Source organism: Acinetobacter sp. ABJ_C5_2, from assembly GCF_044538485.1.
GTDB classification, from domain to species: Bacteria; Pseudomonadota; Gammaproteobacteria; order Pseudomonadales; family Moraxellaceae; genus Acinetobacter; species Acinetobacter nosocomialis_A.
Map to the genome: position 1 here is coordinate 16,399 of NZ_JBIUCS010000020.1, position 22,579 is coordinate 38,977.

Genomic DNA, 22,579 nt, shown 5'->3' on the forward strand with positions numbered 1-22,579 from the left:
AGTTAAATAAAAGGAAGTGTTCGATCATTGGTAAAAATCTCTTTAAATCGAACAAAAGGACGTAATCTCACTAGAATCGAATTTTAAAATTAGAAAAAATGAATGGTTAGGAATTCTAAGGACGTGCTCAGGGTTGAGTGATTTTTAAAAAGTTCATTCTATTTTCTGTTTAGCCCACCTAAAAAGTTCCTAGTTTTTGTCTACAAAGTGATGGAAGTGATATGACATATACTCAGGAAGAAAAACGTAGCAGGATACGTGGGATTGTAGGCGCAGCCTCTGGTAATTTAGTCGAATGGTTTGATTTTTATATTTATGCAGTATTTGCTGCTTACTTTACTCAAGCTTTAACCGCGCCAGATATGGATAGCACAACCAAGTCTATTTATGTTTGGGGGGTGTTTGCCGCAAGCTTCTTTATGCGTCCGATTGGAAGCTGGTTATTTGGTCGTATTGCAGATCGACATGGCCGAAAGAAGTCGATGATCATATCAATTTGTCTGATGGCTTTAAGCTCCTTTTTATTTGCAGCTTTGCCTACTTATGATCAAGTCGGTTTATTTGCCCCTTTTCTGTTACTCCTTGTTCGTTTACTTCAAGGCTTATCAGTGGGTGGTGAATATGGCGCCGTTGCCACTTATATGAGTGAATTAGGCTTAAAAGGTCAGCGTGGTTTTTACTCATCTTTCCAATATGTCACCCTCTCTGGTGGTCAATTGCTTGCAAGCTTACTGGGCGTTATTTTGTTGACGTTCTTAAGTGAACAACAATTACATGATGGCGGCTGGCGTATTCCATTTGTTATTGGTGGTATCGCAGCAATCTTATCTTTGCTTGCACGTAGTCGTTTAGAAGAAACGCTTTCTCATCAAGACAGCGAACGAAAAGAGTCTGGTAGCTTAAGAGAACTCTTTAAAAAGCACTGGAAAACCTTTTTATTGGTGGTTGGATACACTTCTGCTGGTTCATTAACATTTTATGTAGAGACTGTTTATTCAAAAACCTATTTAACCAATTTAGGGATGGACGGAAAAACCGTTGGTTATATCATGACCTTTGCCCTATTTGTCTATATGTGTGCTCAACCTGTATTTGGTGCAATTTCAGACCGTATTGGGCGACGCTCTTCAATGTTAGCATTTAGCTTATTGTCCGCCATTTTTATTTATCCCGTCATGGTGATCGGGATGCGTGCCTATATAGATTCTCCAATCATCATTACATTGCTACTCATCTTTATGATGATGTTACTCAGCTTCTATACTTCTATTAGTGGTTTGGTAAAAGCTGAAATGTTCCCACCTCACGTACGCGCACTCGGGGTAGGATTTTCATATGCAGTAGGTAATGCGCTGTTTGGTGGTTCTGCACCTTCGGTTGCTTTGCAATTCAAAGCTGCCGGAATCGAAAACACCTTCTTTATATATGTCATTGTCATGCTGATTATCTGTTTCTTGTGTAGCCTTGCGCTTCCGAAAAAACCAGATTATTTAGAACATGATCATTAATTAAATAAGATGCCTTCTGCCCCAAGCAGAAGGCATCTTTTAGCTCTTAGCAAATTCTTTTAAAAAAGCCCACGGAAAAATCCCTTTATCATGCCCATCGCTAAAGCAAATTTGGGCACCATAACCTTGATCAAACATAGCTGTCACTTCAACATTTTGATGTTCTATTTTAATTTGTTTAATCCGCTTCGCTCGGCAAAAGCCACATGGGCAAATTTCCCTTAAACTTTGATGACTCAGACATACGCTTGAGCCATCGGTCCATATAAAGTGAACCTGCTTATTTATAATGTCGACACGGATATCAGGTCTGGTTTGCATACTTCACCTCACCAATTTGATTTAATCCAATACGAATCGCTTTTCGTACTTCAGGATCCGGATCATTTTGATGTTGTTCCAATAACTTCTGAGCTTCTGATGTGCCGATTTCGCCGAGTGCTAAAGCGACTTCTTTACGCAAGTTACTAATTTCATGCTTAAAGTTATCAGACAAATGAGCTACTGCCAGATGCGATTTGAGTAGTCCCAAGCTCCGTACTGCTGCAATTCGTACTTGCCAATACAGGTCTGATATAGCATGAATTAAAGGAGCTTCGAGCTGAACAATACCTAATTTTCCAATCGTGAGCGCAGCTTCCACTCTTAGTTGCCAACTTTCCGAAGTTAAAGAATGTTGAAGTGCTTGGATGACTTCAGTTGATATACTCTGACTATAAGCCAAACCACCTGTTGCAATACGGCGGACCTCATCATCTGTATCTGTTTCTGCAATTTTTGCCAATATCGTAATCGCTTGGTCTTGTTGTAACCAACTTAATGCACTGACTGCCTCACGGCGCACAAATGCATTTTTATGGTGTACTAAAGCAGATATCTCATCAAATAATTGCTGTGGTCGTAAAGGTTTTAAAGCACGTAAAATTGCACTAAGAGCAAAAGTATCCGTATGCTTTAAATAAGGCGCAAGGATTGGGGCTGATGCCGGATTTTTCACTTCACTTAAACTTTGACTGGCAGTTTGTTTCACATTCAGATCAACATCAAATAAGGCTTGCGCCAATACTTGCAAACTGGTTGGATCTTCCCAACTTTCTAACTTTTTTGCTGCCTCTTGACGAACTAAAGCTGAAGAATCGTGTTGTAGTGCTGCATGCAGCCACGGAAGTAAATCCGGATTTTCTTCATCACCAATATTCATTAAAGCGACAAAGCGGATCTTTTCATCTACATGATTGAGCTGCGCAAGAAATTCCTGATTATATTCATCGATATCATCTAAAGCTTGATAATAAAAACTCATTCGTATTCCTTAATTTGTGATTTCTTTCCAAGCCCTAATGGATTTAAACGGCTTAACTCTTCTTGTTGAGTGGCTTCTTTTAACGTTTGGATGCAATGTTTTTTAATGGCTGTAAATTCACTACTTGTTACAAGCTCAACATCTCGTGGACGTTCAAACTTAAGCGGAATTTCTTCAATAATTCGCCCTGGTCGATGGCTCATAATCAACACTCGATCGGCTAAAAAAAGTGCCTCATCAATATCGTGGGTAATAAATAAAACCGACGTTTGAATTTCTTGCCAAATTTCGAGTAATAGCATTTGCATTTTTAGACGAGTTTGAGCATCTAACGCACCAAAAGGCTCATCCATTAATAAAATGCGAGGTTGATTAATCAGTACTCTCGCAATTTCAACTCGTTGCTGCATGCCACCAGAAAGTTCAGCTGGAAATTTATGTTCAAAACCTTTAAGTCCGACCAGATCAATCATTTTCTGAGCTTGTTCAATACGCTTTTGTTTAGCGATGCCTTTCATTTTTAAACCAAAGGCAATATTTTCGAGCACGCTTTTCCACGGAAATAAGGTATGTTGCTGAAACACCAAACCTCTATCTGGATGAGGTTCAAATATCGATTCATCATCGACCGTTAAAGACCCAGAACTAATCGGTAAATGCCCTGCCAAAGCACCTAATAATGTTGATTTACCGCAACCCGACGGGCCAAGTAGACATATAAACTCGCCCGGTTGTATTTCGAAATTAACCCGATCTAATGCCTGAAAACGATTTTTAGCTTGTCCTAAATGTAGAGATAGATTTTGAATACGTACATGGCCTTGTGTAATTGACATTTTAAGACTTCCTTAGTTGATACCATGGAGTAAATTGGTTTCCAATCACACGCACCAATGTACTGCTAAACATACCTAACGCTCCTATTAGCACCATGCCAACCACGATATTGCTATAGTTTTGCAAGGTGAAAGACTCCCATGTGAAGTATCCAATTCCGTGTTGTCCAGAAATCATTTCCGCAGTCACTAAACAGAACCAACAAGTGCCCATTCCAATAGATAAACCCGTAATAATGTTCGGTAATGCGCCCGGAATAATGACTTCATGAATAATGGCAAGATCAGAAGCACCCAGACTTTTCGCTGACGCAACGAGCCTTGGGTCAACTGCACCAACGCCATGTACGGTGTTTAATAAAATTGGAAATAAAGCCCCAATAAAGGTAATAAAAATCATAGACGCTTCTGAGGATGGAAAAATCAGAATTGCTAAAGGAATCCATGCAACTGCTGGTATTGGACGTAATACTTCTAATGGTGGCATTAGAAAGGCAGCCAGTTTTTGGTAACGTCCTGCCAACAAACCAATACCTACACCAATTAGAGCCGCAAGCACAAAACCAATCACTACACGAAACACGCTGGATTCAACATGTTCAAACGCAGTGCTAAGTTGAAAGAAAGCCCATAATGCATGAATGACATCTAAAGGTGTTGGTACATTGCTAAAGTTCACAAAGCCTAAATTTATTTTAAACTGAGCAAGTCCTTGCCAAATTGCTATCCAAAAAGCTATAGATGTAAAAGCAATGGCATAGTGTTTTAAATGCGCCGGATATGACCTTAATTGCTGGAAAAATTTAATCAAAAATGTACTTTGGTTTTTAGGTTTTGTTTGGACTAAACTACTCATTCGTCACCTCCTGCTCATTAGGTAAGACAACACATCAGCTCTGTGTTACAAGCTGAATAGTTTTAAAGTCATATACTTTTCCACCCTGTTGTTTAGCCCATTTTTCAGCATCATCTTTTAATAAAAAGGCTTGAATTTGTCCTGCTTTGTCTGTGGCATACCATGCCAGATTGGCAAGTAACTTAATGTCGGACTGATGATCTTGGCTATAAACCACACGCACCGTTTTTCCAGCTGCTTGAACTTTCTTTAAATCAGAAAAAGCATGCTCAGGTGTTTCATAGCTACGCACTTTTTCTTCACCCTGTACCCAAATTTGAGTTACCCGATCAAATGTTTTGATGGGTTGGCCCGTTAAAGCGTCATTGGCAACCAAAGGTGATTTTGCATAGTCGGCCAGTTGCTGGCTGTAATTAAGTCCAGATGCTTGAAATGCGTCCTTAATATATTGGTCATCAATAAATTTATTTACATCAAGCGTACCGTCGTTTTTGCCTAAAACTTTTAAGGTGTCTATCGCAATTTGAGTCGCTTTTCGATATTCAGGTTTCCAAGTTAAGTCACGAGTCTGCAGACCTAAAGGGCCATGAAATAGATAAACAACTTCGGCAGGAATACCTGTTTTTTCAGCAATAAGTTCACTATATTTTTCTGGTTGTTCCCGAATCAAACGATTCGCTTCAATAGTTGCTTGTAAATAAGCTTTTATGACTTCGGGATGCTGCTGTGCATAATCCTTGCTGGCAAGCGAACCATGAAATGTCGGTGATTTTGCTTGTGAACCATCATAGATTTTTTTGGCAAAACCTTGGTAAGCAAATAACTCTCCAAATGGTACGAAGTCAGCATGTGCAGCAATTTTATGACTTTTTAATGCAGGCCCTGCCACTTCTGGCGCCTGAGCAATCACTTTAATATCTTTATCAAGTTGCCAGCCTTCAGCTTGAATTGCTCGTAGCAACAGTCCATGAGCAGTTGAGGCAAAAGGTACGGAAATGGTTTGTCCTTTTAGTTCTTTGAGTGATGTTACTTTTGAATCAATTGGAACAACAATCGCATTACCGCTACCATTAATACTGCCTGACAATGGGGCTAAAAATATGCTTTCTTTCCCAGCTTTTTTAAATGCCGCTAAATTATTAACCGCGGGAAAGTCCGCCATTGCTCCCAAGTCTAAACGCCCAGCCACCATTTCACTGGTAAGTGGTGCACCAGAGGTAAAGTTTTTCCATTGAATGTCATATTTAACGTGTTTGTATTTACCATCTTTAGGCAAATATTTTGGTAATAAATTCAATTCACGAATGAGCAGCCCACCTGTTGCACAGTTAATGGTCGTGTCTTGTGTACCAATGGCGACCCGCACAGTTTCTGTTTTACTGCCGCACCCCAAAGTGCCGAGTACCATGGCACCAATTAAGCTACTGAGTAATAGTTTTTTATTGATCAATTTATTTTGTCTCATGTTGAGTATTCCAAATTAATTATTTGAGTAGGTATGGGATATTTACTTTGACTGCATCTGTTGGGCAGTCCTTTTCACAAGGCATGCAGTACCAACATTCATCAAACTGCATGAAAGCTTTTTGAGTTGTTGGATCGATTGCCAATAAGTCCATTGGACAAACATCTACACAGACAGTGCATCCTTTATCAGCAATACATTTATCTTCATCGATAATGACGGGTGCGACAGTACGGTGCTGTACTTCTTTAAAAATAAAAGCCATGATTTGAATTCCTGATTTATTTAGTCTGCTAGAGCAACATTTTTTTGAATGCGTAAACGGTCATACGACACAGCTTCATCTTGATTAATCGGAACCACATAAGGCTCGATTGGCTTTTTGAAACTGACCATGTTGCCGTGTTCATCTTTTTTCAAATGCGCGTGACAGAACCAATCCGAGTTATTTTTTTGAGGGAAATCTGCTCTATAGTGGTACAGTCCCCAGCGGCTTTCTTCTCTAAACAGTGAAGCTCTTGCTGCCATTTCAGCACAGTCTCGAATAAAAGAAACTTCAGTGGCACGCATCAGCTCATGTGGGTTTCTTGCAGAAATTCGCTTAATATCCTGTTTAATTTCTTCAAAACGCTTGAGCCCAATTTCCATTTTTTGGCGAGTTTTAGGCGGTTGCAAATAGTCATTTACAAAACGGCGCAGCTTATATTCCACTTGTTCTGGAGGTAAACCTTCTGAGCAATCCAGTGGCGCAAATATTCGAGCTTTTTCTGCTTCTATTTCACTTTGGTTTAATTCGCTATCTTCAATTGCATTCACATATTGCGCGGCATTTACACCCGCAAACCATCCGTAGGTAAATGCACCAAGCATATAGTTATGAGGTACAGCCGCCATATCGCCAGCACTGTATAATCCTTTAACTGAAGTCTCAGCTTTTTCATTGACCCATACGCCAGAAGCGCTGTGCCCGCTACAGAAACCAATTTCTGAAATATGCATTTCCACCATATCTTGACGGTAATTGGTTCCTCGGCCCTCATGAAAACGTCCACGGCTTGGGCGCTCATTGGTATGCAAGATTTCTTCGATGGTTTGAATGGTTTCTTCGGCCAGATGATCTACTTTTAAATAAACAGGACCATTACCACTTTCCAGTTCTTGGTAAAACTCCCACATCATTTGACCACTCCAGTAGTCACATTCAATGAAACGTTCACCTTTACTGTTAGCGGTATAACCTCCTAAAGGACCAGTCACATAGGCACAAGCCGGACCGTTATAGTCTTTAATCAATGGATTAATCTGGAAGCATTCTAAGTTAGCAAGCTCAGCACCTGCATGGTATGCCATTGCATAGCCGTCACCTGCATTGGTTGGGTTTTCATAAGTGCCCATTAAATAGCCGGAAGCTGGCAAACCTAAACGCCCTGCGGCACCACAACATAAAATGGCAGCTTTCGTTTTAATGACATAAAAGTCACCACTACGACAGTCAAAACCAAGTACACCATTGATTGCACCTTGCTCATTTTTTAAAAGCTTCGTGGTGACAATCCGATTATTAATTTTGACTTGAGCACGCTTTAATTGACGGTATAAAACTTTTTTAACGTCATGACCTTCAGGCATAGGTAAAACATATGCCCCCATGTGGTGTACTTTTTTTACTGCAAATTCGCCGGTCTCATCTTTTTCAAACTTAATGCCCCATTGATCGAGCTGTTGAATGGTTTTGAAACTATGCTTCGCATATGCATATACAGTGGTTTGGTTAACTACCCCATCATTGGCAATCGTAATTTCTTTGGTGTACTGCTCAGGTGTTGCGTAGCCCGGAATGACAGCATTATTCAGTCCATCCATTCCCATTGAAATCGCCCCACTACGTTTTACATTCGCTTTTTCAATGAGCAAGACTTTTAAATTCGGGTTTTCTTGTTTGGCTTTAATCGCAGCCATTGGCCCTGCAGTTCCACCACCAATCACCACAATATCGAACTCAAGATATTTAGTTTCCATTGAATATTCCTTATTTTTATTTGAGTTATTAACGATGAATACGTAAACGGTACTGGAAGGTATCGCCCGAGAAATAGAGATATTCATAGTCAATAGGTTGGCCATTTGCGTTATGAGTCAAACGTTCGACCCGTAATACCGGAGTTCCGATTTCGACTTGTAACAAAGCCGCTAATTCTTCATCCGCTACCGTGGCATCAATACTTAAATCCGCATGTCCCAAAGGAATATCGCACTCTTGCTCTAATGCCTTGAAAATATCGGTTGTACGTAAATCAATCGCTTTCTCTTTAAGTTTCGAACCAATATGTTCTGGCAAATAAGTCAACTCATACGACACTGGCTGACGGTTGAGTAAACGAACACGTTGAATTTCATAAACATTGGCTTTAACGGGTAACTTTAATTTGGGTACAACATGCATCGGGACTTGCTTAAGCTCGGCGGAGATGACACGGTTTAAAATTTCGTGACCAGCAGATGACATTGCTTCTGCAAAACCTTGCAAACTTGAAATGTTCTGGAACGTTTTTGGCTTACTTACAAAGGTCCCTTTACCTGGCACCTTAAAAATATAGCCTTCCAACTGTAATTGGTTAAGTGCTTGGCGAACTGTGATTCGGCTTACACCGAACTGTTCAGCAAACTCGTTTTCAGATGGAATTTGACTCAACACGGCATATTCACCATTTACAATTTTGTTAAGGATGAGTTCCCTTAACTGATCGTAAAGAGGCTTGTGATTTTTGGGATCTTGGGGTAGCTGGCTCACGGCTCACAACCTGTTATAACAACTTGAGCAAATAATGTTTAAAATGTTTCAGCTTTGGAAATAATTTAAAGCGATAACTTTAGTTAAAAAAATAATTTCATTGATTATCAATAAATTAATAAATAGTTATCTATAAAAGTTGAATGGTTATCATAAAAAATACATTTGTGTTTGTTATGCTATAAAACATACTCCGTTATGCCATAAACGTAAAAATTAATATTATTTTTTAGGGGATAATATGCAACAAAAACAATTAAATACCCCTGATGATTCAGTGGAACAAGTCACCTTCTGGCAAGCCTTCTTATTTTGGCTCAAGCTTGGTTTTATTAGCTTTGGGGGGCCAGCTGGACAAATCGCTGTGATGCATCAAGAACTGGTTGAACAAAAGCGCTGGATATCAGAAAAAAGATTTTTACATGCACTGAACTACTGCATGTTGTTACCCGGTCCTGAAGCACAGCAGTTAGCAACCTACATTGGTTGGCTTATGCATAGAACTGCGGGAGGATTGGTTGCAGGTATTCTATTTGTATTGCCCTCTTTATTTATTTTAATTGGGCTATCTTGGGTTTATATAAAATTTGGAGATGTGCCTGTTATTGCAGGTATTTTTTACGGGATAAAGCCTGCCGTCACTGCAATTGTCTTTCATGCAACTTACCGTATAGGTAGTCGTTCGCTTAAAAATAAGTTTTTATGGGCCGTCGCGATTGCAGCGTTTTTTGCCATTTTTGTCTTAAAGCTTCCTTTCCCGCTTATCGTTTTATCAGCAGGTATTGCTGGCTATTTAGCGAGTAAAAAGTACCCAGAACTATTTTCCTCCGCGGGTGGGCATAAAGCTAGTCAAAAAGATTATGGTCCGGCATATATTGATGATGATACCCCAACACCAGAGCACGCTAAATTCCATTGGTCACGGTTAGCCAGACTTATTTTTGTGGCAATCGCTTTATGGTTATTGCCAATTTTAGCTTTAGGCGCATATTTTGGATGGCATCATTCCTATACCCAAATGGCGTGGTTTTTCACTAAAGCTGCTTTGCTCACTTTTGGGGGCGCTTACGCAGTTTTACCTTACGTCTATCAAGGGGCAGTCAATCATTTTGGCTGGCTTTCACCTACGCAAATGATTGATGGTTTAGCTTTAGGTGAAACTACACCCGGTCCACTGATTATGGTGGTTGCCTTTGTTGGTTTTTTAGGAGGTGTTAATCATTCATTACTTGGGCCTGAACATCTATTTTTTGCTGGAGCGCTCGGTGCTGTCATTGTGACTTGGTTTACCTTTCTCTTTTCATTTGTATTTATTTTTGCAGGTGGTCCTTTTATTGAATCTACACACAATGAAATTAAGTTTACAGCACCACTCACTGCGATTACCGCGGCTGTGGTCGGTGTCATTTTAAATCTAGCATTATTTTTTAGTTATCACGTGCTATGGCCGCACGGTTTTTCCGGTCACTTTGATGTTATCTCGGCGATCATTACTGTGGCTGCATTTATTGCCTTATTCCGCTTTAACATTAATGTACTCTATGTCATTTTTGCATCAGCACTAATTGGTTTAGGTATTTATCTTTTATAAAAATGAGCCATGAGTCCTTTGACGTAACTGCGAAGGACTCATGCCATAAAACTGTTTAAAGCGATGGCTTAAATGGCTTGCTGAACTAAAACCACATACCAAAGCAATATCTTGTAAAGAAAGCTGAGATGACTGAATTAACCCTTTTGCCTTAGTTAAGCGTCTTTGCATGACATATTGATGAGGCGCCATATTCATGGATTGCTTAAACATATGAGCAAAATGGTATTCGCTTAAATTCACAACATTTGCCAAGTCTGACAAAGTGAGTGCTTGGTCTAAATGCCCTTCAATCCATTCCTGAATATATTTAAGTTTATGAGGAGCAAGGCCTCCTTTAATGGCAGGCTGTTGCCATTGAACACTACTGTATCTTCGAATTAAATGATTCAACAATAAACTGGCTGTAGTACTCATTTGTAAGTGGTTTGCTGAATCGCTCCAGTCACAATCTAATAGGAAAAACTGATATAACGCTCGAATCTTTTCGTCATCGTTAAAAACAACTTCGTTTAGTTCAATTTGATTGGGTTCTTTGTCCCATATTTTTTCGGCGACATCACGCAAATGTTGGTCGGTATAATACAAATGGACAAATTTAAGCCCACCACGTATATCCCAAGTCGACTCCTGATGCTCAGGCAATAAGCAAAAACGCCCCGGCCCACCGCCGTTTTTCCAACCCGCAGGTGTTTTTTGATAGCTTTCATAGCCATCTTGAATATATAGGCTTAGAGTGTGGTGATCGCTACAGACACTTACACGATCTTGCTGATTAGACCAAAATGCAAGTTGCATATTCTCATCAAGCACCACAGTTTCGTGAAGCTTGGCTTTAGATTGCTGTAGCTGTTCTAAAGTTTGATAGGCCATGCAAAATTAAAACGAATATCATTGAGCTTAAGTTAACCATATTCAGCAAAATTCAGCTAGTTCAGTCATATAAAAAACGCAAGATCTTGCATGTACAACACAAGAATATATACGTGAAAAATGAAGCATTCCTAGATACTTAAGCTTGGTAATCGAGGATGAACTTATGAATATTTTACTCTATGTTGCGGTGGTGTTGATTTGGGGGACAACATGGATTGGAATTGCCGTTCAAAGCCACTATGCAACACCCGTCGTCGCAATTTTATGGCGTTTTGCCATTTCAGCCTTATTACTGTGGGTTGTTTTACTATTTTCAGGAAAATTACAGCGAATTGCTTTAAAAGATCACTTGTTTTGTATGCTGCAAGGCCTTTGTGTTTTCGGCCTAAACTTTATTTGTTTTTATACTGCAGTTAAATATGTAAATAGCGGTTTAGAGTCTGTCATTTTTTCAATGGCTGTTTTCTTTAATGCCATTAATGCACTTATCTTTTTTAAGCAGAAACCTTCCCCAAACTTTGCACCAGCTGCACTTTTGGGCCTAAGCGGTATTGTTTTGCTGTTTTGGCATGACCTGATTAATAGCCAATTTAATGCACAGTTATTAATGGGTATCGGTCTGTGTGCAATAGGAACTTACGGTTTTTCTTTAGGGAACATGATTAGTGTTAGACACCAAAAACGTGGCTTAAATATTTTTTCAACAAATTGCTATGCCATGACTTATGGAGCATTGGTGATGTTAAGTCTAGCTTTATTTACTGGACAAGATTTAATGCCGCCGATGAATTTCCCATTTTTAAGTTCGGTACTTTACTTGGCTGTATTTGGTACGGTTATTGGGTTTTCAGCTTATTTTTCTCTGGTTGGGCGAATTGGTGCAGCCAAAGCAGCATATAGCACGTTACTCTTCCCTTTAGTTGCTTTAACAGTTTCTACTTTCTTTGAAGGATATGTATGGACTTTAAATGCTGTATTTGGAATTTTACTCATCTTACTTGGTAACTATCTAATGTTCAGTAAGTTTGAAATTGGAAAGAAGTTATTTAGCAGTCAAAAAAATTGTGAGAAGCAGGCATAAAAGCCTGCTTTTTTTATAAATCATAATTAATTTTAGCAGCTCGTTTTTAGCATCAACTCAAAATCTTTTAAAGCCGCGGCTGCCGTAGCTAAAGGCGCAGATGCTCCTCCACTGACCACAAATTCCCCCATTTCTTGCGTTAACACCCGAATGCATTTATTAGAACCTTGCAGATGAGCAAACGGATGATTTGCTGGGACTAACCTTAATTCAACACCTGCTTGAATTTGCTGATTCTTAATATGAATAAAACCGACCAGACGAGGAATTACATTTTCTTTTTTCCAACCACGAATATGTTCAGCCGTAACGTGACTGATTCCTTGTCTGGGAATATCTTGAATTTTTACATCAGCTCCCAAAACAGTATTTGCCAGTATGGTAATTTTAGCAGCGGTATCCCATCCATCTACATCGAAAGAACTATTCGGTTCAGCAATACCTTTTGCTTGAGCTTTTTCAAGAGATTCTGTAAATGCGCATTTGTGTTGCAACATATCATTCAAAATAAAATTCGTGGTACCTGTAAACACACCTTCTATTTCTAAAATTTGGCAACCAGCCAAGTTATATTCAAACAAATCAACAGTCGGTAAAGCTGCAGCAGTGGCACCGCTAAAAAATAGTTTTTTATTGTGCTGATGCGCCAAGTTAATTAGTTTTTTACCTTCTACGACTAAGGCACCTTTAGATACCGCAATCGCATGCATGCTATGTGTTAAAGCATAATTTAAATAAAATAAGCCTTTCCCACCTGTCACATAGTCACTTAGCCCTGTCTCAATAATGACATCAGCTTGAACCTGTTCTAAAAAATTTTGCTCAGTTAGACCTGCTTGATATTGTGTTTTATCTAGCCATTTTGCAGCTTGTAAACCTTCTTGATCAATTAAACCTGATGATGAGTTGCATACTCCTACTAAGCGAGCATCAATTTGATATTTTTGTTGATAGTATGCCGATCGATTTAAAAGAAGCTCTGCAATTTGTTGCCCAATCCGTCCAAAACCACAAATTGCCACGTTAACTCGCTTCATTTCGCTTTCTCAAAAATTTAAATGGTTTAAATCAATTTTCCCAAGATAATTTTAACATCTCATCTTTGAAAAATTGCTAACTACAGAGATAGTTAAAATACTATATTACTTAGATATTTGTTAGATTAACTATCTTAATGACCATATAAATTGCGACAGCAAAAACCATTAAAGCAAAGACTTTTTGCACAATGGCAGCCGGAATAAAACGAATAGCTCTGCGCCCTAATAACATACCAACTGCACATGCGAGCGCAAACGCACTAGTAATGCCTACTGGATAGTGAAAACCCTCTGCAATATGCATCACAATACTCATTCCACTAATAAGGAAAATAATCATAAGTGAGGTTGCAACAATGCTATGCATATCCAAATTTGTGACTTTTCTAAGCGCGGGCACAATTACAAAGCCGCCTCCAACCCCTAACATACCAGTTAAAAGCCCAGCAATAATCCCGATGCTTGCAAGCACACCACCAGTTTTAAAATTCCAGATAAAGCGTCCCGTACTTGGGTTGATCTGACATGGCGGGTTATGAAAATCCGAAATTCGGTTACTAATAAGTCGATAGCCGACTGTAAACATGACCAAGCTAAACATTAACATGAGCCAAATAGGTGAAATTGTGTTAGCTATTAAAATGCCGATATGTGCCATAGGAGTACCAATTAAGGCAATCCAAATCGCAGCACGATAACGAACAATCTTTTTAAATAAGCCTTCAATGGTTCCTATGAGAGTAGATAGCGCAACCGCCAACAACCCAATCGGCGCAGCTTGCGCCACGCTCCAGCCTTGACTGGTCATAAGCGCGGGTACAGCAAGAATGCCACCACCCGCACCGGTAAGACCAAGTAAAAAGCCAATCACAATGCCTTCAACGACAAGTAATAACATATTAAAAGCCTAAAATTGCATATACATCGTTTGCAGTAGACTGCTGGTTAATGAGTGAGTAGATATTGTCTTCTTGCGAAGCTTTAGTCGCTTCTCAGGACAAAGCGTTGCTTTGTTTATCCTCTTCCACTCGAGCACAGCTCTCGTCTTGCGCTCGGACAAAGCATTGCTGTGTTTATCCTCGCTCAGGTTTGACCATCCACTCGCGGCCTTTAAGCATGCCTTGCCAATAAATCGGTGGTAAAATCTGCTCTTTAAGTAGCCATGCCAAACGAGATGGTTTTTGCCCATCAATTACCCATTTTGGAAAACTTGGAAGTAATTTGCCGCCGTAGCCAAACTCAGCCAGAACAATTTTTCCACGCTCGACAGTGAGTGGACATGAGCCATAGCCGTTGTACTCGCAGAAGTTTTGTTCACCTTTGAGCTGAGCTATAACATTAACCGCAACGATCGGAGCTTGTGCCCGTGCCGCAGCAGCAGTTTTGGCATTAGGCGCATTCATCACATCACCTAAAGCAAAAATATTGGCGTGCTGTGTGTGTTGTAGGGTTTGAGGATTCACACTCACCCAGCCGGCTTCATCAGTAAGAGTACTTGCACGAATAAAATCAGGCGCTTGTTGCGGTGGAACAACATGCAACATATCAAAATCTGTTTCGACCAATGCTGCATTTTCATCATTCACCACTTTGAACCATGCTTTCTTTGCAGGCCCGTCTACTTTGACAAGTTGATGGTTAAAATGAAGTTCAGTGCCATATTTTTCAACGTATTGCATTAGTGCAGGTACATATTCCTTCACACCAAATAAAACAGCACCAGTGTTATAAAAATGGATAGAGATATCTTTAAGTTTGCCTTGCTTTAACCAGTAGTCGGCTGAAAGGTACATCGCTTTTTGAGGAGCACCGGCACATTTAATCGGCATAGGCGGCTGGGTAAAGATTGCTTTCCCACCCTTTAGCCGTTGCACCAATTCCCATGTATACGGCGCTAAATCATAACGATAGTTAGACGTCACCCCATTTTTTCCTAAGGTTTCGACTAAACCTTCAATTCCATGCCAATTCAGTTTTAAACCGGGACAGACGACCAAAGCTTTATATTGAATGGGTTGGCATCCTTCCAAAATAATCTGATTATGCTCAGGGTCAAATCCAGCAACAGCAGCTTTCATCCATTTCACTTTTGAAGGAATCACACTTGTCATTGAGCGTGCGGTTACTTGTGGTTTGAAAATACCGCCACCAACCATGGTCCAGCCCGGTTGATAATAATGTGTATCTGCGGGATCAATAATGACAATATCTAAATGAGGTTCACGACATAAAAGACTAGACGCTACAGAAATTCCTGCTGCTCCAGCGCCCACAATCACAACGCTATAACAAGGAATTGTCGCTGGTTCATGATCACGTTTTAAAATACGTGGCACTAAGCCTTTTAAGTTAAAACCAAGTTTGTTACCCGATTCAACTAACAGTGCTACATCTTGTGGGGCAACTTCGGCTAAAGCCCATAAACTGATTGCACGCATACCAGAACGGCAATACGCTAAAACAGGTTTTTGGGCATTCTTATAAAGCTGTTTAAACTCGGCAACTTGTTGATCGGTAATTTTGCCACTGGTCACAGGCTGATAAATTACCTTTAGACCATATTGTTGAGCTGCTTCTTCAATTTCAATCACATTGGGTTGGTCTACACCTTCTCCATCCGGGCGGTTACATATCAGAGTTTTTATTCCTTGGTCTGCAATTTTTACAATATCGTTGGCAGTAATCTGGCCAGCAACATAAAAATCTTGATTAACTCGTTTAAGTTCCATATTGCCACCTTATAATTGTGAAATTGAGCCGCAAGCCTGATTAGCAGGAAGTGCTTTATCGATTTGTTTTGGATATGGCAGATTTAAGTTATTCATTAATTCAATAAAATCTTCACGCGAGCGATTCTGACCTAGACGTGAATTATTTAAGCGTTCATAACCAATTGTTGAAGACAGACGACCTTTATAATCGTGTCCCGGATACACAATAGTCTCGTCAGGCAGGCTAAAAAGTTGTTTATGAATACTGTCATAAAGTGTACCTGCATTACCTTGCTGGAAGTCAGTTCGACCACAGCCGTCAATTAATAATGCATCACCAGTGAAAACCATGTTTTCAACCAAGTAACTCGTACAAGCATTGGTATGGCCTGGTGTATAGCGTGCTTCAATACTGAGATTGCCGACTTTAAGCATGCAACCATCTGTAATTAAAATATCTCCGCAACTTACATCTGAGTTTCGATGTAAAACTGATTTGCAATGAAACCGTTCACGAAGTAAATCTGCAGCGGTAATATGGTCTGCATGAACATGAGTATCTAAGGTATAGATGAGTGTAAATTGATGTTGCTCTAATTCTTTTGCATAAATCTCTATATCTGATGCAACAGGGTCAATTAAAACAGCCCCTCGTGTTTCTTCACACCCAAGCATATATGTATAAGTCGAACTTTCTTTTTCAAAAAACTGCTTAAAGAACATGATTTATATCCTAATAGTTTATTTCTTTCCTATATTTTGCAAATAAGATGCCAATTATTTAAAATTAAATAATAAATATAAAAATCAAATATTTAAAACAACAAGTAAAATTAAAGTTAGAAAACAAACGCAGCTTGATGTTCCTTTGAAACTCAAGTATGTTTCAATGAAACGATTGTGAAACAAAGATAATGGCAAAGTTAAATTTTGAGTTAGAACAGGATTTTTATATTTTATTTGAGCAGCTTAAAGCTCTATTCCCAAATGCGAGTCTGTTTTTAGCAGACACAACGACTCAAGCAATTCACTCTAAATTTAATACAGACGATATTTCTGTAGAGAACATAGCAGCGCTTACTCAAGACCATCACAATCAATATCTTGAGATCAATACTCCTAAAATGAGAAAGCGATTTATCTATCAAGAACATGATATTTACATCGCAGAGCATCGAATTATCGGGAAATTGCATATTCTACAGCCCGTTAGCATAGAGAATGATATTGTTGATGAAGTAGAGCTAACAGAACAATTGCAAGACTTGGCTAAAGTTTTCAATAGTTGTTCACCAGAAATGACTCGTATGTTTTCAATTATTCAAAGAGTGGCAATTACTGAGTTTCCAGTGCTCGTACGCGGTGAATCTGGTAGCGGTAAAGAACTTGTGGCAAAAGCAATTCATGATTATAGCCAGCGTAAAAATAAGATCTTTGTTGCCATTAACTGTGCAGCTTTAAATTCTAATATTTTAGAAAGTGAACTCTTTGGGCATGTGAAAGGTGCTTTTACGGGAGCAATTCGTGACCATAAAGGTGTGTTTGAACGTGCCGCTGGTGGAACGCTGTTTCTGGATGAAATTGCCGAGATTCCTTTAGAGCTTCAAGCTAAATTATTACGGGTGTTAGAAACAGGTGAATTTACTCCTGTAGGTGGTGAAAAACCAATTCAGGCTAATGTCCGCATTATTACAGCAACACATAAAGCTTTACGCGAAGAGGCTAAGGCTGGGCGTTTCCGTCATGATCTACTCTACCGTCTACGCGTAATTCCAATTTTCATACCACCACTCAGAGAGAGAAAAGTCGATATTCCTCTTATTGTCGATCAGATTTTAAAAGAGAGCTCAACCCAACTCGATACAATGCCTCGACATGTCAATCAAAAAGCCATGCAAGTTTTATTGAACTATGACTGGCCAGGAAATGTTCGTGAGCTTAAAAACACTCTGCTTTATGCTTTAACCATGGCAAATGGTAAAGATGAAATTGAAATCGAAGACTTACCAAATGAACTCTTAAATGCAGATGATTACGTTAAATTACCCGAGACAAATGCAGAGCTTAGTCCAGAAAATGTGCAAGCCGCTTTAGAAAAATATAATCATAACCTAAATATGGTCGCGAATATTTTTGGAATTAGCCGCACTACTCTTTGGCGATACAGACAAAAACATAAGCTTTAGCTAGGTATTTAGCTCGTCTAAGGCGTATCATATTGCACTTGGTTAGGTTCGTTAGTTCAAAGGCTTTATATGATTGTTCGTGATAAAAGCAATGTATTTAAATTATTATTTGCTTGGAAAGGAACAATTTTGCCGAAGGTTTTGCCTGCACTGAGTTTTGTTGTCTTTATTTCAGCATGTGTGGTCTGGCTCTCTTATTATCATTGGATTCAAATTCCTACTGTACCCGCGATCGGATTTACCATCTTTGGTGTGATTCTGTCCATTTGTACAGGCTTTAGAAATAACGCATGTTATGACCGTTGGTGGGAAGGCCGCAAGCTCTGGGGTGCTTTAATTGCCAATGCCAGACATATTGTTAGAGATAGCCATGTTTTATCTAATGAACAACGTGAACATTTAATTCATCAGGTCTTAATTTTTAGTAACTTGTTGCGTGATCGTTTACGTCAACAAACAGTCGAACCCACCAAATTTCTTGAGCATGCCTATTTAAATAACTCTTCACTTAATTATTTAAATGAGCATATTAATGCACCGCAGTTTGTACTCGAAAATATTCAAAAAGATTTAGTTAAAATACTAAAGGACGGCGAAATTAGTGACATTATCTATGGCACTCTGACACGCCATATTGTTGAGCTAGGTAATATTCAAGCGGGTTGTGACCGAATTGCTGGTACACCTTTACCCTACTCTTATTCTGTACTTTTACATCGTGCTGTTTACTGTTTCTGTTTTATATTACCGTTTAGCCTTGAAGCAGCTTTAGGTATTTGGACACCGCTTATTGTGGGTTTAATCGCTTATATGTTTTTAGGACTAGATGCATTAAGCGCTCAAATTGAAGAACCTTTCGGTTTGCAAGAAAATGATTTACCGCTCGATTCAATTGTGCGTTTGATTGAGCGAGAGTCTCTAAGCTCTTTAGGACAGCCATTACCACCCATTATTGAAGCCCAAGACAACAATTTACTTTAATAAAAAAGAGCGAATCATCGCTCTTTTTTATAGGCTTAAGTGTCTATTTATGGATGTACGATAATCTTAACGGCTGATTCATTGTTATGAATTAAGGTTTCAAAACCTTGTGAAATCAAATCATCAAGTTGAATACGCTGGGTAATAAAAGGTTCCAGATTTATTTTACCTTCTTCGACCAGTTTAATAGTCTCCTGATGGTCATTTACATAGGCAATTGTGCCTCGTACATCAAGCTCTTTCATTACCACACTATGCACATTAATTGATGCTGGATGGCTCCAAATCGAAACGATAACTATGACGCCTGTTGGTTTCACTGCCGCAACCAAAGTATCTAATACCTTGTTAACGCTACTACATTCAAACGCGACATCGACACCCTCTCCATTAGTAATTTTCATGACCTCAGAAACAACATCAACTTCTGACGGGTCTAAAATATAATCTGCAACACCCGACTCTTTGGCTTTTTCTTTACGTTTGGCACTTAGTTCGGTAATGATGACCTTAAGCCCTTTCGCTTTTAAAATTGCCGAAAGCAATAAACCAATTGGGCCGGCTCCGCCAACCAGTGCAATGTCACCAGCCTTTGCACCACTGCGCACATAGGCATGATGACCAACCGATAACGGTTCAATTAAGGCTGCCTGATCCAGTGGAATTTTATTAGAAATTGGATGCACCCAACGGCGTTTAACCGCAATTTTCTCCGATAAACCACCGCCACGACCGCCTAAACCAATAAAGTTCATATTTTTGGAAAGATGATAATTATCGCCCGGTCCAGTCGGTACATCATCCGCCACAATATAAGGCTCTACGACTACATGTTGGCCAATTTCAATATCATCAACACCTTCACCAACGGCATAAACCACACCTGAAAATTCATGTCCCATGGTAATCGGCGCAGATTCACCTGAAATAGGATGCGGATGTCCACAAGGTGGAATAAAAATTGGCCCTTCCATAAATTCGTGCAAATCTGTACCACAGATTCCACACCAAGCTACCTTAATGCCTACAGTGCCGGGAGTGACTTCTGGTTCAGGGATATCTTCAATACGAATATCGCCTCTGTCATAAAAACGCGCTGCTTTCATTATTATCTCCCTCAAATCAGGATGTTGTTTTAGCGATAGACAATTCCGCCGTCCGTTAAAATGGATTGACCCGTAATATAGTCCGAATCTTCACTTGCCAGAAAAGCAACTAATGCGGCTACATCGTCTGGTGTTTGGGCTCTACCTAAAGCAATACCTTCCACATATTTTTTATAAGTTTCACCTATAGCGGCATCCGTAATTTCAGCAAAACGCTTATCAATTTCAACCCACATGTCCGTTCCGACAATTCCGGGGCAATATCCATTTACCGTAATACCGTGACTGGCATATTCTTTTGCCGCGGCTTGGGTAAGTGCTCGTACCGCAAATTTAGTTGCCGAGTAAATACCGAGTAAAGCAAATCCATCGTGGCCTGCAATTGAGCAAGCATTAATGATTTTTCCTTTATGTTGCCGCTGCTTAAATTTTGCGGCAGCAGCCTGTATTCCCCACAGCACTCCACCAATATTAATATCAACAATTTTTTGGAATTCATCTGGTGTGATATCAGCAATCGCTTGAACTTGTGCAATTCCAGCGTTATTAATCATGACATCAAACCCACCAAGTGTCTGCTCAGCATGATTTATAGCAGCATACACTTGCTCGCAGTCACTTACATCAGCAATAAATGTGCTCGCATTTACACCTAAAGCTTGAATTTCCTGCTGCACATCGTTGAGTCGATCTTGTTTCATGTCAACTAATGCAATATGTGCCCCTTCTTGCGCCAAGCGCAGGGCAATCCCACGGCCAATGCCTTGGGCTGCCCCAGTCACTAAAGCGACTTTATTTTTTAATCCCTTAACCATGTTCAACTCCTGTAAATGTAGAATTTCTACATATGAATCGCTCGTTGCATTGAAGCCAAAATGGATTCATGCATGGCTTCTGATAATGTTGGATGCGGGAAAATCACTTGAGCTAAACTTTCATCAGTTGCTTCTAGATATTTCGCAATGGCAAATCCTTGGATATGTTCGGTCACTTCATGACCCACCATATGTGCACCAAGCAGCTCGCCCGTTTCTGCATGTACCACCGTTTTAACGAAACCTGACGCATCTCCAATTGCCAAAGCTTTACCATTTGCAGTTAAAGAAAACTTACCAATACGTATAGGTAGATTCTTAGCTTTTGCTGCATTTTCCGTTAAACCAATACTCGCCACTTGTGGATGTGTAAAAATACAACCCGGTATCTGGCTACGGTCGAGTGAATGGACGTTTGCCACACCAGCGATTTTCTCGACACATATTATGGCTTCATGGCTTGCTTTATGAGCGAGACAAGGTGCTCCAGCAACATCACCAATGGCATAAAGCCCTGCTACGTTGGTTTTACAATAGTCATCAATTGCCACAAAACCTTGTGGATTGAGTTCTACACCTAAACGTTCTAGTCCTAGCCCTGTGGTATTCGGCTGTACACCAATTGCCGAAAGCACGCGATCAAAAACAAGCGTTTGAACATCATTTGCCGTTTCAACCACACAGTGGACTTGCTCATTTTCAATCTGAATACTTTGAACGACAGCATCGGTTAAGACTTTCATACCTTTTTGTTCAAATTGTTTTCTAACAAATTGAGCAACTTCTGCATCTTCGGTCGGTAAAATTTGTTTAGCCAAATCAATAAGGGTCACCTGACATCCCAAATCTTGATAAAGACTGGCAAACTCACTACCAATTGCACCTGAACCTACAACCAGTAAACTTTTTGGTAACTGCTCTGGAACAAGCGCTTCTTTATAGCTCCAGACATATGTTCCATCGACAGGAAGTTGAGGAACATGTCGGGCTTTAGCTCCAGTTGCCAAAATGATATGTGGTGCACTCAAAGCCTGACTATTACCTTGAGCATCGGTCACTTCAATTTTTTCTTTCGCTGCAAGTTGAGCGCGACCACTAAAAACAGTGACCTGATTCTTTTTCAACAAGTAATCGATGCCTTGTACTAATTGAGCTGACACTTGTCGGCTATGTTGCACAAGCTTTTGAATATCAAAATCGAGTTGGGATACCTGAAAACCAAACTGTCCGGCATGTTTAAACTGGGTTGCGAGCTCTGCCCCTGCAAGCAAAGCTTTGGTTGGAATACAGCCCCAATTTAGACAAATTCCGCCTAAATGTCGCTCTTCTACAATTGCGGTTTTTAACCCGAGCTGGGCTGCACGAATTGCAGCCACATACCCACCCGGTCCCGCGCCAATCACAATTAAATCAAATTGAGCTGCTGACATGCG

21 protein-coding genes are annotated in these 22,579 nt (G+C 39.8%); 5 read left to right on the forward strand and 16 right to left on the reverse strand.

Annotated features, from left to right (window positions below; all coding sequences use genetic code 11):
- Positions 1-221: 221 nt before the first annotated feature.
- Positions 222-1,508: an MFS transporter gene (locus ACH8JV_RS14425; RefSeq protein WP_000222732.1), complete on the forward strand. Its 1,287-nt coding sequence runs from the start codon at positions 222-224 to the stop codon at positions 1,506-1,508.
- Between the two features lie 39 nt (positions 1,509-1,547).
- Here ACH8JV_RS14425 and ACH8JV_RS14430 read toward each other — a convergent pair whose 3' ends face one another.
- From ACH8JV_RS14430 to ACH8JV_RS14465, 8 genes are read right to left on the reverse strand one after another with little or no spacing between them, the layout of a single operon-like run.
- Entirely contained in the window at positions 1,548-1,829 is a 282-nt protein-coding gene (locus ACH8JV_RS14430; protein WP_396522026.1) for a gamma-butyrobetaine hydroxylase-like domain-containing protein, read from the reverse strand.
- On the reverse strand, positions 1,813-2,811 hold the full coding sequence (locus ACH8JV_RS14435; protein WP_271651659.1) for a HEAT repeat domain-containing protein: 999 nt from the start codon (positions 2,809-2,811) through the stop codon (positions 1,813-1,815). Before ACH8JV_RS14435 ends, ACH8JV_RS14430 begins: the two co-directional genes overlap by 17 nt.
- A complete protein-coding gene (locus ACH8JV_RS14440; RefSeq protein WP_000028991.1) occupies positions 2,808-3,647 on the reverse strand; it encodes an ABC transporter ATP-binding protein in 840 nt (279 codons plus the stop codon). Before ACH8JV_RS14440 ends, ACH8JV_RS14435 begins: the two co-directional genes overlap by 4 nt.
- A 1-nt stretch (position 3,648) precedes the next feature.
- Positions 3,649-4,503, reverse strand: a complete 855-nt coding sequence (locus ACH8JV_RS14445; protein WP_396522029.1) for an ABC transporter permease — start codon at positions 4,501-4,503, stop codon at positions 3,649-3,651.
- A gap of 34 nt (positions 4,504-4,537) precedes the next feature.
- Positions 4,538-5,968, reverse strand: coding sequence for an ABC transporter substrate-binding protein (locus ACH8JV_RS14450; protein ID WP_396522031.1), 1,431 nt, complete (start codon positions 5,966-5,968; stop codon positions 4,538-4,540).
- 19 nt (positions 5,969-5,987) lie between these two features.
- Positions 5,988-6,233 carry a ferredoxin family protein gene (locus ACH8JV_RS14455; protein WP_000864073.1) on the reverse strand — a complete coding sequence of 82 codons (246 nt, stop codon included), beginning with the start codon at positions 6,231-6,233 and terminating at the stop codon, positions 5,988-5,990.
- Between the two features lie 20 nt (positions 6,234-6,253).
- Complete coding sequence (locus ACH8JV_RS14460) at positions 6,254-7,987, reverse strand: fumarate reductase/succinate dehydrogenase flavoprotein subunit (protein WP_396522033.1); 1,734 nt, start codon at positions 7,985-7,987, stop codon at positions 6,254-6,256.
- A gap of 28 nt (positions 7,988-8,015) precedes the next feature.
- Entirely contained in the window at positions 8,016-8,759 is a 744-nt protein-coding gene (locus tag ACH8JV_RS14465; protein ID WP_005132004.1) for a GntR family transcriptional regulator, read from the reverse strand.
- Positions 8,760-9,000: 241 nt separating this feature from the next.
- On the opposite strand from ACH8JV_RS14465, the gene chrA reads away from it, so the two are divergent.
- Complete coding sequence (gene chrA, locus ACH8JV_RS14470; protein ID WP_396522036.1) at positions 9,001-10,350, forward strand: chromate efflux transporter; 1,350 nt, start codon at positions 9,001-9,003, stop codon at positions 10,348-10,350.
- Here the strand turns inward: chrA and ACH8JV_RS14475 are convergent.
- On the reverse strand, positions 10,345-11,223 hold the full coding sequence (locus ACH8JV_RS14475; protein WP_396522038.1) for a helix-turn-helix domain-containing protein: 879 nt from the start codon (positions 11,221-11,223) through the stop codon (positions 10,345-10,347). The genes chrA and ACH8JV_RS14475 overlap by 6 nt on opposite strands.
- A gap of 166 nt (positions 11,224-11,389) precedes the next feature.
- On the opposite strand from ACH8JV_RS14475, the gene ACH8JV_RS14480 reads away from it, so the two are divergent.
- Positions 11,390-12,307 (forward strand): DMT family transporter, encoded by a 918-nt coding sequence (locus ACH8JV_RS14480; protein WP_396522040.1) that lies wholly within the window; start codon positions 11,390-11,392, stop codon positions 12,305-12,307.
- Between the two features lie 32 nt (positions 12,308-12,339).
- Here the strand turns inward: ACH8JV_RS14480 and ACH8JV_RS14485 are convergent, their stop codons facing one another.
- From ACH8JV_RS14485 to ACH8JV_RS14500, 4 genes are all read right to left on the reverse strand, one after another.
- Positions 12,340-13,344 (reverse strand): homoserine dehydrogenase, encoded by a 1,005-nt coding sequence (locus ACH8JV_RS14485; protein ID WP_396522042.1) that lies wholly within the window; start codon positions 13,342-13,344, stop codon positions 12,340-12,342.
- A gap of 109 nt (positions 13,345-13,453) precedes the next feature.
- Positions 13,454-14,245: a sulfite exporter TauE/SafE family protein gene (locus ACH8JV_RS14490; RefSeq protein WP_396522044.1), complete on the reverse strand. Its 792-nt coding sequence runs from the start codon at positions 14,243-14,245 to the stop codon at positions 13,454-13,456.
- Positions 14,246-14,420: 175 nt separating this feature from the next.
- Positions 14,421-16,076 (reverse strand): TIGR01244 family sulfur transferase, encoded by a 1,656-nt coding sequence (locus tag ACH8JV_RS14495; protein ID WP_341767728.1) that lies wholly within the window; start codon positions 16,074-16,076, stop codon positions 14,421-14,423.
- Between the two features lie 9 nt (positions 16,077-16,085).
- Positions 16,086-16,781: an MBL fold metallo-hydrolase gene (locus ACH8JV_RS14500; RefSeq protein WP_272337886.1), complete on the reverse strand. Its 696-nt coding sequence runs from the start codon at positions 16,779-16,781 to the stop codon at positions 16,086-16,088.
- A 191-nt stretch (positions 16,782-16,972) separates the two neighbouring features.
- Between ACH8JV_RS14500 and ACH8JV_RS14505 the strand changes: the two genes are divergently transcribed.
- Together ACH8JV_RS14505 and ACH8JV_RS14510 are read left to right on the forward strand one after the other, a co-directional pair.
- Positions 16,973-18,244, forward strand: a complete 1,272-nt coding sequence (locus ACH8JV_RS14505) for a sigma-54 interaction domain-containing protein (RefSeq protein ID WP_396522047.1) — start codon at positions 16,973-16,975, stop codon at positions 18,242-18,244.
- Between the two features lie 69 nt (positions 18,245-18,313).
- Positions 18,314-19,225, forward strand: coding sequence for a bestrophin family protein (locus tag ACH8JV_RS14510; protein WP_031998179.1), 912 nt, complete (start codon positions 18,314-18,316; stop codon positions 19,223-19,225).
- A 47-nt stretch (positions 19,226-19,272) separates the two neighbouring features.
- Here ACH8JV_RS14510 and ACH8JV_RS14515 read toward each other — a convergent pair whose 3' ends face one another.
- From ACH8JV_RS14515 to lpdA, 3 genes are read right to left on the reverse strand one after another with little or no spacing between them, the layout of a single operon-like run.
- On the reverse strand, positions 19,273-20,331 hold the full coding sequence (locus ACH8JV_RS14515) for a 2,3-butanediol dehydrogenase (protein WP_031998180.1): 1,059 nt from the start codon (positions 20,329-20,331) through the stop codon (positions 19,273-19,275).
- A 29-nt stretch (positions 20,332-20,360) separates the two neighbouring features.
- Positions 20,361-21,146, reverse strand: a complete 786-nt coding sequence (locus ACH8JV_RS14520) for an acetoin reductase (RefSeq protein ID WP_162281646.1) — start codon at positions 21,144-21,146, stop codon at positions 20,361-20,363.
- A gap of 26 nt (positions 21,147-21,172) precedes the next feature.
- Entirely contained in the window at positions 21,173-22,576 is a 1,404-nt protein-coding gene (gene lpdA / locus ACH8JV_RS14525; RefSeq protein ID WP_396522050.1) for a dihydrolipoyl dehydrogenase, read from the reverse strand.
- Between the last annotated feature and the right edge of the window lie 3 nt (positions 22,577-22,579).